The organism is Mycobacterium shimoidei, assembly GCF_900417275.1.
Lineage (GTDB): Bacteria > Actinomycetota > Actinomycetes > Mycobacteriales > Mycobacteriaceae > Mycobacterium > Mycobacterium shimoidei.
The window spans coordinates 3,113,015-3,126,514 of sequence record NZ_UEGW01000001.1 but is presented as its reverse complement, the minus strand read 5'-3'; the positions used below and the strand labels follow the sequence as shown (position 1 = coordinate 3,126,514).

Sequence of the window (13,500 nt, the reverse complement as noted above, 5' to 3'; positions counted from 1 at the left end):
TTCGGCCCGCTCACCGGACGGTGAGCTGCAGCCGCTCTCGGCGCCGGACCAGAATGCTCGGAAGCCACTCCCCTACGTCCGTGGCCTCGATCCAGCTCGTGCGGTCAAGCAACATGCCAAGTACGACGCGGGCCTCAAGCCGGGCAAGTGCGGCTCCCACGCAGAAGTGGACCCCCTTGCCGAAGGCCAGGTGATTCTTGGGGCTGCTGCGGTCGAGGCGGAATTCATTCGGCTCCTCGAAGTACTGCGGATCTCGGTTTGCCGCACCCCAGAGCAACAACAGATGAGAATCGGCGGGCACCCTGACCCCGGCCAGCGTGGTGTCGCGCCACACGTGCCGATAATGGCCACGAAACGGCGGCTCGTAGCGCAACGTCTCTTCGATGAAAGTGCCTAGCAGGTCAGGGTTTTCACGAATCTGCTGTTGGGTTTCGGGCCGGTCGGTCAGAATCCACGCCGCGCTGCCCAGCAGGGACGCCGTAGATTCGCCGGCGGCGCTGAACAATGTGAGCATCATCCCCAACGCCGGCAATTGCTCCAACTCGCCCGAAGCGCACCGTGCCGCCAGATCTGCGATCAGACCGGATTCAGTTCCGGCGTCGGCTTTTTCGAAATGTTCCAGGACGTAGCCACCGAGCTCCATGGCCGCTACTGCAGCGGCTTGCAATTGCTCGGGCGTGACGACCCCGTCCAACATCGTGGTGGTCGCGTAGCCGAGCCGGATGAGCCGATCGACGTCATCGTCGGGCAGTCCCAGCAGCCTGGCCACCACCATCATGGGCAGGCGGTTGGCCACTGCACTCATCCACTCGATCTGACCGTCGTGCAGATGCTCATCCCATAACCGGTGGGCGGTATCGAGGGCGAACTGCTCGATGATCCGCACCCGCTTGGCCGACAGGTGCGGCAGCAGGATTTTGCGATGCAGCGCGTGCGCGGGATCGTCGGCGGTGGCCAATGCGTGCATTTCGGCTCCCGCCGGTCCCATGTCGAACGGCGCGACCGTGCCGTCGTCCTGATAGACCATCGTGGCGGTGAGGTTCGACGAGAAATCGTCGACCCGCTCGACGGCCTCGAGCACCCCGTCCCAACTACACACCGCGTAGAACACCGAATCACCGATCTGGTGCACCGGCGCTTCGGCGCGCATCCGGTCATACAGCGGGTAGGGATCCTGCAGCGCCTGCGCGCTGAAGAACTCGATCGGCGCATCGATGACCGTCATGGGTTCAGGTTGAATGCGCCTACCGGCAGCGTCAACGATGCGGCGCAAAGTTGATAGGCGGCGGTTCTGAGCCGGCCCGCGGCCCAAAATCGTCGACCCCACACCACCAGCGCAGTAGTGTGAGAAAAACACGCTAGGAATTCTCATTGTGCGAGAAATTTCTCAAGAGTATTTCGAGCCGACGCGGCGCGAGGGAGCATGACGTGGTGTCACGGCAAGATTGGCTGGTAGGCCGGGATCGGCGCAGCGAAGCCGCCGAGCGGATCTACGCTGCCGCCGCTGACCTCATTTCCCGGCGCGGATACGAGGCCTTCACCATTGAGGCATTGGCGGCCAAAGTCCACTGCTCGCCGGCGACAATTTATCGGCACGCCGGTGGCAAAGCCGCCATCCGAGACGCCGTGGTTGCCATCCATGCGGCGCGCATCGTCGATACGGCCCGCCAAGCCATCGAGGGCCTCACCGGCCCCGACCGGGTTGTCACGGCGACCATCGTCGCGCTGGATTGTCTGCAATCCGATCCGCTCGCCCAGTTGATGCGCACGATGCATACGACGCCCGTCAGCGATTGGATCACCAGCTCGCCCGCCGTCACCCGCTTCGCGGCCGAGATGCTCGGCCCTGACAACGACGACCTGCTCGCCACCCAGTGGCTGATCCGGGTCTTCCTGGCACTGTGGTGCTGGCCGCTCAACGACCCCGCGGCGCAGCGCACCATGCTGCAGCGCTTCCTCGGGCCGCCCTTCGGCTAAGCGGTGCGGTTACTCGGGCTCGTTGCCCGGCTTCCATTTGATGTTGCAGCCGATGCTGGGGATCTGGTCGCGCGGGACCGGCCGGCCCGCCAGCACAGCCTGCACCGCCCGGTCGAGGTCGTCGCCGGTCACGGGCTGGTCGTTGCCGGGCCGGCTCGCGTCGAACTGGCCGCGGTAGGCGAGCTTGCGCTCGCGGTCGAAGAGGAACAGATCCGGCGTGCAGGCGGCCCGGAAGCTGTGCGCGACCTCCTGCGTCTCGTCCAGCAGGTACGGAAAATTCCAGCCGTTCTGCTGCGCGAACGCGGGCATATGCTCGGGGCCATCTTGGGGGTAGGCGGCGATGTCGTTGGAATTGATCGCCAGCACGGCCAGGCCGTGGTCCATCCATTGGCGGCTGCGCCGCCCCAGGGTCGGCGCAATGTGGACGACGTACGGGCAGTGGTTGCAGACAAAAGCCACCAGCAGGCCCGCGGCATCCGCCACATCGGCCGGGCCGTACAGCTTCCCGTCGGGATCCGGCAGCCGAAAGTCGGGCACGGGGGTGCCCAGCGGAAGCATCGTGGATTCAACAGCAACCATGGCCCCAGGATGCCATCGCCAGGGCCGAACCGGTTGGCCGCGGGTGCTGTGTGCTCGCTAAATTTCGATATGAGGGCTTGGAAGGGGGTCTGATGAACGCGCAAGTGGAGCAGTTGGAGTTTCAGGCAGAGGCTCGGCAACTGCTGGATCTGATGGTGCATTCGGTCTACTCCAACAAGGACTCGTTCCTGCGGGAGTTGATCTCGAACGCCTCCGACGCACTGGACAAGCTTCGGCTGGAAGCCTTCCGCAACAAGGACTTAGACGTCGACACCTCCGATCTGCACATCGACATCGAGGTGGACAAGGAAGCCCGCACCCTGACCGTCCGCGACAACGGCATCGGGATGGCGCGCGCCGAGGTCGTCGACCTGATCGGCACCCTGGCCAAGTCGGGGACGGCCGAGCTGCGCCGGCAATTGCAGGAGGCCAAGAATGAGGCTGCCTCCGAGGAACTGATCGGCCAGTTCGGCATCGGGTTCTATTCGGTGTTCATGGTGGCCGACAAGGTCGAGCTGCTGACCCGCAAGGCCGGCGAGAGCGAGGCCACCAGATGGGAGTCCACCGGCGACGGCACGTACACCATCGAATCCGTCGATGACGCTCCGCAGGGCACCGCGGTGACTCTGCACTTGAAGCCCGAAGACGCCGAGAACGAACTGTATGACTACACCGCGGAATGGAAGATCCGCAACCTGATCAAGAAGTACTCCGACTTCATCGCCTGGCCCATCCGGATGGAGGTCGAGCGGCACACCCCTGCCGAAGACGGCGGCGAAGACACCGTCGTCAAGGAAACCGAGACCCTCAACTCGATGAAGGCGCTGTGGGCCCGGCCCAAAGACGAAGTCTCCGAGGAGGAATACAAGGAGTTCTACAAGCACATCGCGCACGCCTGGGACGAGCCGCTCGAGGTCATCACGATGAAGGCCGAGGGCACCTTCGAGTACCAGGCGCTGTTGTTCATTCCGTCGCGCGCGCCGTTCGACCTGTTCGACCGCGACGCCCACACCGGCATCCAGCTCTACGTCAAGCGGGTGTTCGTCATGGGCGACTGCGATGACCTGTTGCCCAGGTACCTACGTTTCATCAAGGGCGTCGTCGATGCAGCGGACATGTCGCTCAACGTGTCTCGGGAAATCCTGCAGCAGGACCGGCAGATCAAGGCGATTCGCCGCCGGCTGACCAAGCGGGTGCTCTCCACCATCAAAGACATGCAGTCAGAGCGGCCCGACGACTACCGAACGCTGTGGACGCAGTTCGGCCGGGTGATCAAAGAGGGCCTGCTGTCGGACTTCGACAACCAGGAAACCCTGCTGCAGATCGCCTCGTTCGCCTCGACGCACAGCGAGGAAGAAGCCACCACGCTCGCCGAGTACGTCGAGCGGATGAAGGACGGCCAAAAGCAGATCTTCTTCGCCACCGGCGAAACACGAGAGCAAATCCTCAAATCACCGCACCTGGAGGCGTTCAAGGCCAAGGGCTACGAGGTGCTGCTCTTCACCGACCCCGTCGACGAGGTCTGGGTGAACACTGTCACGGAGTTCGACGGCAAGCCGCTGCAGTCGGTGGCCATGGGCGAAGTCGACCTCGACTCCGAGGATGACAAGAGCGAGGCCGAGCGCGAAGAGCAGCAAAAGGAGTTCGCCGACCTGCTGTCGTGGCTGAAAGAGACGCTCAGCGACCACATCAAAGAAGTACGGCTGTCCAACCGCCTGACCGACTCGCCGGCCTGCCTGATCACCGAAGCGTTCGGCATCACCCCGGCGATGGCGCGGCTCTACCGGGCTTCCGGGCAAGATGTGCCGATGCCCAAGCGGATCCTCGAACTCAATCCAGGTCATCCGCTCGTGAATGCACTGCGGGAAGCACACAAGGACCGCGCCGATGACAAGTCGGTCGCGGAGACCGCGGAGTTGCTCTACGGGACAGCGCTTCTCGCCGAGGGCGGTGCGCCCGAGGATCCGGCCCGGTTCGCCGAGTTGTTGGCCGATCGGTTGGCGCGGACGTTGTAACGTCCGAAACTTCAGGTCGGTCTCGCGCGGCGACGGTAAACTAGCGCAATGACCTCGGCACCCATGCCGAGTACGGAGGGAAAAATGAAGCGTCGTGTGTTCACCGCCTTGCCCGTGGGCGGCTTCGCCATCGTTGCGGCGGCGATAATCTCGGCACCGCTTGTCCACGCGCAGACGGATGTTGAGAACTCCTGTAAGAGTTCCGGCGGCGAATATACGTCGCAGGAGGTGCAACCTCACTGGGGCGCCACTCCCGTTCTTATCGAGACGTGCTGCACCGGGTCGCAGTGCACCACATACCGCGATGGCGTACCCGGGCCCACATATGGCGGAGCACATTAAGCACACGCGACGGGCGAGGACGGCAGCGGCGCGAGGGCTTCACTACTACAAGCTGTAGCAGAACGCGCGGCGAAATGCTTTACCCGGTCTTGACCGGGTGTTGAATCGGCTCCCCGACGATGTCGATGTGACTACGCTTCATGCGGTGGAGCTGGGGGTTTTGGGACCTCTCCAGGTGCAGCGAAACGGCGTCCCGGTGATTATCCCGGGCGCAAAACCGCGCGCCATCCTCACCATGCTCGGGCTGCGCGACGGTTCGGTCGTGCCGGCCGAAACACTGATCGAGCTGCTCTGGGGCGACGATCCGCCGCGCACCGCCGCCAAAGCCCTCCAGACCCACATTTCAGCGCTGCGTCGCACACTCGGCGACGGCTTCGTCTTGACTGAAGGAACCGGCTGGATCCTCAGCATCAGCCAGACCGACGCTTCGCGTTACAAGCTCGCCACCAAAATGGCCCGCGACGCCGCGGCCGCCGGCGACACCAGCCAAGCGGTGACCCGCTTCGAGGAGGCGCTGACGCTCTGGCGTGGAGTCCCCGAACTGCCCGACTCGCGCCGGGGAATGTCGGAGAAGACACGCTGGACCGAGAGCCATGCGTCGTTGGTCGAGGATCGAGCCGATGCGCTGCTCGCCACCGGCCGCGCCGCCGAGATCATCGGCGAACTCGAGGCCGCGGTGGCGGACGCACCGCTGCGCGAAAGGCGTTGGGGCCAGCTGATGCTCGCGCTCTACCGCGCCGGCAGGCAAGGCGAAGCGCTGGGCGCGTACAAGCGGGCACGGTCGCTGCTGGCCGACGAGCTGGGGGTCGACCCGGGACCGGAACTCCGGCGACTCGAGGCAGCGATCGTCGCACAGGATACAGCGCTGGAAACTCCTGTGGCACAACAGTCTCCGACGGTGATGCGGGCGGTCACCTTTCTGCTCACCGACATCGAGGGGTCGACAGCCGCGTGGGAGGCCGATGCTGACGCCATGGCCGTCGCACTCGCGCGCCACGACGAGCTCGTCGAACAGATCGTCACGTCGCGCGGCGGGCGAGTAATCAAGACGCGCGGCGAAGGCGATGCCACGTTCTCGGTGTTCGAGCGGCCGTCGGCGGCTGCCGCGGCCGCGATCGAGCTGCAAGACGCAATCAGCCACGAGCCGTGGGCACTGCACGAGCCGATGCGGATTCGGATTTCGTTGCACACCGGCGAGGCCGAGCTTCGGGACGGCGACTACTTCGGCCGGGCGGTCAACCGGGCTGCCCGTTTGCGTTCGCTGGCGGTCGGCGGGCAGATCCTGTGCTCTGGTGCCACCGCCGAGCTCGTCATCGATTCCCTGCCCGACGACGTCCTGCTCGCCGACTTGGGGATGCGCCAGCTCCGCAATCTGGCGCGCCCAGAGCACGTTTTCGAGCTCCGGCTGCAAACTGCCGACGACGCTCCCGCGGAGCAGACAACCGATGCGCCGATGCAGCGCCCCGACCTGCCCGCAGTGCTGGGCGGTCCAGGACCGTTCGTCGGACGCCACCGTGAGCTCGAGAAGTTATTGGCCGCCTGGCAGACCGCGCTTTCCGATGGCATGCACGCGGTGCTGATCGCCGGCGAGCCCGGTGTAGGCAAGACCCGCTTGGCCGGCGAATGGTCCGGTCAGGCATACCAACTCGGGGCGGTCGTGCTGTACGGCCGCTGCGACGAGGATCTTGGTGCGCCGTATCAGCCCTTCGCCGAGGCATTCCGCTCGTTGGTCCCGTGCATCGGCGCCAAGCGGCTGCGCGGACTGCGCGGTGTTGAAGCGCTGCTTGCGCTGGTTCCGGGGCTGGTCGATGTGCTGCCCGATGTGGCCGCGCCGACCCGCGCTGACCCGGACACCGAACGCTACGCGCTATTCGACGCCGTCGTCGCGGTGTTAGAACTCGCCTCCGCCAGCGCACCCATTGTCCTGGTGCTCGACGACCTGCACTGGGCGGCCAAACCCACGCTGCTGCTGCTGCGCCATCTTCTGCGCTTCGGCGACCACGCCCGCGTGCAGGTGGTCGGGACGTACCGAAGCACCGACCTGGACCGTTCCCACCCGCTGGCGGCAATGCTGGCCGACCTGCACCGTGACGGCACCGCCAACCGCCTTACGCTCGGCGGCCTCGATGAACAAGACGTGACCGCATACGTCGCCGAGGCCGGCTACGACGACGAAGAGCTCGCCCGGGCGTTGGCGGCGGTTACCGGCGGCAACCCGTTCTTCCTGATCGAGGCGCTGCGTCACGTGGACGAAAGTGGCGGCGTCTGGGATCCGAGCACCTTGCCGCAGGGCGTGCGAGAAGCGGTGAGCCGCCGGCTTTCTCGGCTTCCCAGCGAGACCAACAAAGCTCTTGCCGCAGCCGCGGTCGTCGGCAGCCGCTTCGCCCTCGACCTCGTAGAGCAGGTGACCGAGCAGGACCTTGTAGACGCCTTCGACGAGGCGTGCAAGGCCGGCATCGTCATCGAAGAGCCCGGCGGCCGTTACCGGTTCAACCACGCCATCGTCCGCCAGTCGCTGCTGGCCGAGCTGCCATCGGTCCGCCGCATGCGGCTGCACCAACGCATCGCCACAACCCTCGAGGCTCAGTCCGGCGCCGACGACGAGCTGCTGGCCGAACTCGCCTACCACTACTTCGAATGCGCGTGGGCGGGAAACGCAGCCAAGGCTGTCGAGTACTGCCGGCGTGCGGCGGACCAGGCGATGGCACGACTCGCCTACGAGGGCGCTGCCGACCTCTACGACCGGGCCGTGCACGCACTCGAGGAGATCGACGACGAGCTGCCCGACCGCGACGAGCAGGCCGCCGACCTGCTGGTGGCGCGCTGCGAGGCGCTACTGGCCGCGGGTGATGTTGTTTCGGCGGCGGGTGCAGTTTCGCAATTGCAAGAGTCGACAGCGGTTTCGACCCGAATCGCGGCATGGGCGACGTGCCTCGACGGACTGCTGTCGATGCTGATCCATCCCGAACGATTGGACGAGGTGGAAGCCGCGTTAGGCGCAGCCGCCGAAAAGCTCGCCCGGTTAGGCGATGCCGCGGGGGAAGCCAAGGCCCACACCGTCCATGCCGCGTGCCTAGCCCGCCTCGGGCGAATCGGCGACTGCGAAGTCGCCCTGGACAATGCTCTCACCGCGGCGCGACGCGCGCGTGACCACCGCCGCGTGAACCCGGTGCTGGCCGGCGCGCCACTCGCGGCGCTGTGGGGCCCCAACCCGGTTCCGCGTGCGGGCGGCCGGTGCCTTGATGTGGTGCGGCTGCTACGCATCACGACCGACTCCCCCGCGGTCGAGGCGACGTCGACGCGATGCCAGGCGGTGCTCGAGGCCTTCCGGGGCCGCGCTGCCGCGGCCCGACGGATGATCGACTCGGCGCGGCGCACAGTCACCGAACTCGGCCTGCGCCACGCGCTGCTCGAGGTTGAGCAGTTCGCCGGTATCGTCGAGCTGGTCGTCGACGACCCGGCTTCCGCCGAGCCGCATCTACGCCAGGCGTACAAGGGTTTTCGCCGGATGGGTCTGGATGCCGATACCGCCGAGACCGCGGCGTTGTTGGGCCGCACCTGTCTTGCGCTCGGCCGAGACGCCGAGGCCGACGAACTGTGCGCCGAAAGTGAACGGCTGGCCGGCAATGCGCTGAAGGCCTCGATCGCATGGCGCACCCTTCGGGCGCACCTATTGTCTTGCCGGGGTGAGCACGACGAGGCCACCCGCGTGGCCGAGGCCGCTGTCGATTTGGCCGAACGCACGGACTTGCTGGTCGATCACGGTGAGGCCTGTCTCGCCCTGGCAACGGTGTTAAGCGCCGCAGGGGATCACGTCAAGGCGCGCAGCGCCGCCGAGCGAGCAGCGGATCTGTACGAGCGGAAAGGTGCTGCGGCACTTGTGGAAAGGGCGCGTCGCGTTCTCGGCAAACGCGTCGTCGCGGCTGCGCCGGCTGCACCCGAAGCGCCGAGCGCCGAGCCGGACAACGCATGCGTGCGTGCGGTTCGCCGGCTGGACGCCGCCTATGATCGCGGAGGCTGGGAGGAGGTCGAGCAGCTGGTCGCAGCGGTCGTCTCCACTGAAAGCCGCCGGAGGTTAGTCGGCCGCAGTCTTGGCGATCTTCCATACAGGGAATGGGTACGCGAGGCCAGACTTTTTCGCGAAACGGTGGGCCCAGTGCGCTACCGCCACGCCATTGTCGCCGTGCGCGGCGAGCGTCTGGCGCTCACCCGGCTAGAAGTAGGTCCCGCTGACCTGAGCCCCGGCGCGCCGCGCGACGAATTCCTCCAGCTATACGGCGTCGACGAGGAGGGGCACATCTGCCTGCACTTGCGGTTCGACGTCGAGGACCTCGACGACGCGATCGCCGAACTCGACGCCAGATACGCGCGGTTTGAGGGCAAGATACGTCGAGTCCGGCTCGAGAACGCCGCAAGTCGCGCCGATCGTCGGTCCAACGAGCTCTTTGCAGAGAGGCGCTGGGACGAGATCAGCGCACTGCTCGCCGAGGACATCCGAATTGAAGACCGACGTCGGGGATTCCGTCGAGAAAGCAACGACCGCGCCACCGAGATCGCCAACATCCAAGCCATCGCCGCCGTGGGCGGAGAAACGGTCACGGCTACACCGCTCGCGCTGCGGGGTGATCGCCTGTACCTGAGCCACGTTCGGTGCGAGGGACGCGATGCGCGGCCCCCTTCGGTCGATGCAGACCGCCTAATGGTTGACGCATTGGCAATCACCGAGGTCGACGCGAATGGACTGATTGTCGCAAGGACATATTTCGACCTTGACGATATGGACGCCGCCATCGCCGAACTCGACGCTCGCTACCTCGCGGGTGAAGCGGCCCCGTTCGCCCAGGCATGGTCGCTTGTCGCGGAAGGGTATGCCGGGTTCAACCGGCGTGAGTTCCTCGCGACGACACCGGACGCCGTAAGCATTGACCACCGTCGCGGAGCAGCTTTCGCACCTGGCGACTTCATCGACTACATCCAAGCCGCGTGGAACGACTCGCCTGACACCAAGATCTACATCGAGGCCGTACATCGACTCAGCAGCATCGGAGCCGTTGTCACCCATGTGGCGCGTGGCATCTCAGACGAAGGCTTCGACGCCGAGTGGCGGGATGTCTTTCTCCTCATCGGCGAAGGCAACCTAGTTAGCCGCTGCGAGCTGTTCAACGAGGCAGACCTGGACGCCGCGATCGCCAGGTTCGAAGAGCTGAACCGGCCGACACCGCAACTGGAAAATGCGGCAAGCCGGCTGTATGAGCGACTCAAAGTGTGCTACGCAGCTCGCGACTTCGAAGCGATAACAGAAATGCTGGCCGACAACGTCTGGAGTGAGGACCGACGCCGCGTGGTCAATTCCGGCTTTCGCCAGGGTCCGGACGCGATGATCGCCGAACTCGCGGGTCTGGCAGAGGCGGAGATTGACTTGGCGTCTGAGGTCGTTGCGACCCGTGGCGCGTCCCTCGTGCTCAACCGCCTCCGAGCAGGGAGCCATCCACTAAGTTCTGATGGGTTTTACTCACTCGTTTTCGATGTCATCGAGATCGACGCCAATGGACGGTTTGTAGCGCGCATCGTGTTCGATGCCAATGACATCGAAGGCGCCATCGCCGAGCTGGATGCGCGCTATCTCGCGGGGGAAGCGGCACCGTACGCACGCGTTTGGCAGAGTGCGATGGACACCCTCGGCGAGCTCAACCGGCACGCGCCGGGGCCGATGATCAGGGGACTTTCCTACACGGATCGTCGCCGAGTCCCGTTCGGCCCGAGGGATTTCGGGCGGGCGGTCGAGGAGCTGTGGGCTCTCGCATCCGATACCCGCTACCGGTTTACCGCTGTGCATGCCCTCGATGCCCATGGGGTCGTCGCCAGCCTCATCATCGAAGGTAGCGCCGAGTACGGCAACGAGTTGCAGTGGGCTCGTGCGTTTTTACTTGTTCCCGAGGAGCCACGCTTAGAAATCTACGAAGAATCCGATGTCGATGTTGCGATCGCGAGATTCGAAGAGCTCAAGCGGCCGGCGCCGCGATTGGAGAACGCGGCAAGCCGTCTAAACGAGCGCTTACTTTCGCACTTCGCCGCCTGCCAGTTTGACGCGATCGCCGAGATGCTGGCGGATCGCAGTTTCGTCGACGACCGCCGACGCGTCGTAAATGCGGGGCTTTGGCAGGGTCGCGATGCCGTGACCTCAAACCTGAGAGTGCTTGCGGGCGATGCAAACACAACGTCTTCGGTCATTGCACTCCGCGGGGAACGGCTCGTGCTCTCTCGTATCTGGTTTGCGAATAATGACCTGCAGCACGGGAATTTCAGCTTCGAGTTGCTGGGTGTCATTGAGGTAGACGCCGACAACCGAATAGCCGCAATCGTTGTGTTCGACCCCGATGACCTCAACACTGCTTTCGAGGAACTCGAAAGGCGATACGTCGCGGGAGAAGCAGGTGCCCACTCACGCACCTGGTCGGTAATGACACGCGCTTACGAGATTTTAAATGCGCGGGGACTTCCGCCGACGACGCCGGACTGGGTGAACGTCGACCACCGCCACGGGGCCACGTTTGCGCCCGGCGACTTGACTGCGTACATCTCTGCCGCGTGGAAAGACCTCGAACAGTACCTCCATATCCACATTGAGGCTGTACACCGGCTGAGCGACTCCGCCGCGGTCGTGACTCAGGTACTGCAGGGGACCACGCGGGACGGCTTCGATGCCGAGTGGCGGACGATCAACCTTTACACGGTCGACGGCGATTTGATCAGTCGCTGCGAGCTTTTCGACGAGGCGGATCTCGACGCCGCATTCGCTCGCTTCGACGAACTCACTCGGCCAGTCCGACAACTGGAAAACGCGACGAGTCACGTGTTCGAGCGACTGCTGGCCTACATCTCGGCTGGCAAATGGGACACGGTAGCTGAAATCACTGCGGAAGACTTTTCCATCGACGATCGCCGGCGGGTAGTGAACGCGGGCATCAGACATGGTCGAGATGACGCCATCAAAGATTCGCGAGCGGCCGCCGCGGTGGGCTTCACGGTAACAATGCTGAGCGTCACGGCAATCCGCGGTGAGCGCCTCGCTTTGATCCGTGTCCGCGCCTCAGGCCCTGACCCCGAAGCGGTTCAGAACGACGCGCTCAACCTCGTCGAGGTCAACCCCGACGGGCGCTACACGGCGATAGTCGTTTTCGACCTCGAAGACATCGATGCAGCCTTCGAAGAACTCGACAGCCGTTACCTCGCCGGCGAAGCAGCCGCCTACGCGCGGACATGGTCTGCCATGACGCGGATCCAAGCCGCATACAACAGACACCAAATCACCTCGACGACGACGGAAGACTGCGTAAGCATCGATCACCGGCAAGGCAGAGGGTTCGAGTCCGGCGACCTTATCCCTTTCCTCTGCGCCACATGGAATGTCGCCCCAGATGTCAAGGGTCACATCGAGACCGTGCATCGGCTGAGCAGTCTTGGCGTGGTCGTCACCGAGGTGATGACGGGAACCTCACTGGAGGGCTTCGATGCGGAGTGGCGCGAGATCAGCCTTTTCGCATTCGAGGGTGACCTCGTCTGCCGGTTCGAGTTGTTCGACGAGACGGATCTCGACGCGGCGCTCGCTCGCTTCGACGAGCTCGATCACCGGCAGCCGGCGGACGACAGCAGCGGCTAGTCGGCCTCGGCGACCGCGATGATCGTCTTGCCGGGCTTGCGACGCGCAGGGTCGAATGCCGAGGGCGCCTCGGCCAGTGAACATACCGCTGTCGGAAGCGGTCGCAGTCGACCGTCGCGAAGTCTGCGCTCGAGCGCGACGAGACCTGCCCGGTCGGGTTCGACGACGAAGAAGATTGCGCGTCCGTGCTCTGGTTGGACGTGCGGTGGTTCAGCGACGCTGATCAAGGCACCACCGGAACGGACCAACTTCGCTGAAGTTTCGAGAATTTCACCACCGAGTACGTCGAATACCACGTCAGCCTCGCCGACCTCATCCAGCCGATCCCGTCCCAGATCCAGGAATACCTCGGCACCAAGACCAAGCACGGTGTCCTTGTGCTCGGTACGGCCGGTGCCGATCACGCGGGCTCCCGCCTCGCGAGCAAGCTGCACCGCCATGGAACCAACGGCGCCGGCCGCGCCGTGAATCAGGACGGTCTGGCCCGTGACAAGATGTGCGTGCGTGAATAGGCCCTGCCATGCGGTCAGCCCGGAGATCGGCACCGCGGCCGCCACCGCGTGATCAATACCTGCCGGTAACGGCGCGAGATTACGAGCCTCCACAGCGACGTATTCCGCGAGAGAGCCGTTGCGGGCCCAGTCGGTGAGCCCGAACACCCGCTGACCCACGGTCAATCCCGTTGTTCCGTAGCCTAGTTCGGCGACGACTCCGGAAACGTCGTGCCCCGGGATACTGGGGGCCCGATCGCGGCCCGCGCGGTCAGTCCAGGTTGCCGGCCAGTCGAGCTCCCCCGGAGTGAAGCCTGCGGCATGGACCCGGACGATGACGTCGTTTTCCGCGGCGTGCGGATAGGGCATCTCGGCTAGCGCGAGCCCACCAAACCCCGCAGCGCGATCACGGGCAACAACCGCTTGCATCAGCGGG

At 64.9% G+C, this 13,500-nt stretch carries 6 protein-coding genes; 3 read left to right on the top strand and 3 right to left on the bottom strand.

The genetic code is table 11. The annotated features are described in order from the left end of the window. Positions 1–10: 10 nt before the first annotated feature. The gene (locus tag MSP7336_RS15055) at positions 11–1,225 is read right to left on the bottom strand and encodes a cytochrome P450 (RefSeq protein WP_113964045.1); all 1,215 of its coding nucleotides are present in this window, start codon (positions 1,223–1,225) and stop codon (positions 11–13) included. A gap of 206 nt (positions 1,226–1,431) precedes the next feature. On the opposite strand from MSP7336_RS15055, the gene MSP7336_RS15050 reads away from it, so the two are divergent. Further along, on the top strand, positions 1,432–1,977 hold the full coding sequence (locus tag MSP7336_RS15050; protein WP_113964938.1) for a TetR/AcrR family transcriptional regulator: 546 nt from the start codon (positions 1,432–1,434) through the stop codon (positions 1,975–1,977). 9 nt (positions 1,978–1,986) lie between these two features. Here MSP7336_RS15050 and MSP7336_RS15045 read toward each other — a convergent pair whose 3' ends face one another. Further along, entirely contained in the window at positions 1,987–2,556 is a 570-nt protein-coding gene (locus tag MSP7336_RS15045) for a thioredoxin family protein (RefSeq protein ID WP_113964044.1), read from the bottom strand. Between the two features lie 92 nt (positions 2,557–2,648). On the opposite strand from MSP7336_RS15045, the gene htpG reads away from it, so the two are divergent. Further along, entirely contained in the window at positions 2,649–4,571 is a 1,923-nt protein-coding gene (gene htpG, locus MSP7336_RS15040; protein ID WP_113964043.1) for a molecular chaperone HtpG, read from the top strand. Between the two features lie 487 nt (positions 4,572–5,058). After that, a complete protein-coding gene (locus MSP7336_RS15035; protein ID WP_113964937.1) occupies positions 5,059–12,573 on the top strand; it encodes a BTAD domain-containing putative transcriptional regulator in 7,515 nt (2,504 codons plus the stop codon). Here the strand turns inward: MSP7336_RS15035 and MSP7336_RS15030 are convergent. Beyond that, positions 12,570–13,493: an NADP-dependent oxidoreductase gene (locus MSP7336_RS15030; protein WP_113964936.1), complete on the bottom strand. Its 924-nt coding sequence runs from the start codon at positions 13,491–13,493 to the stop codon at positions 12,570–12,572. The genes MSP7336_RS15035 and MSP7336_RS15030 overlap by 4 nt on opposite strands. Between the last annotated feature and the right edge of the window lie 7 nt (positions 13,494–13,500).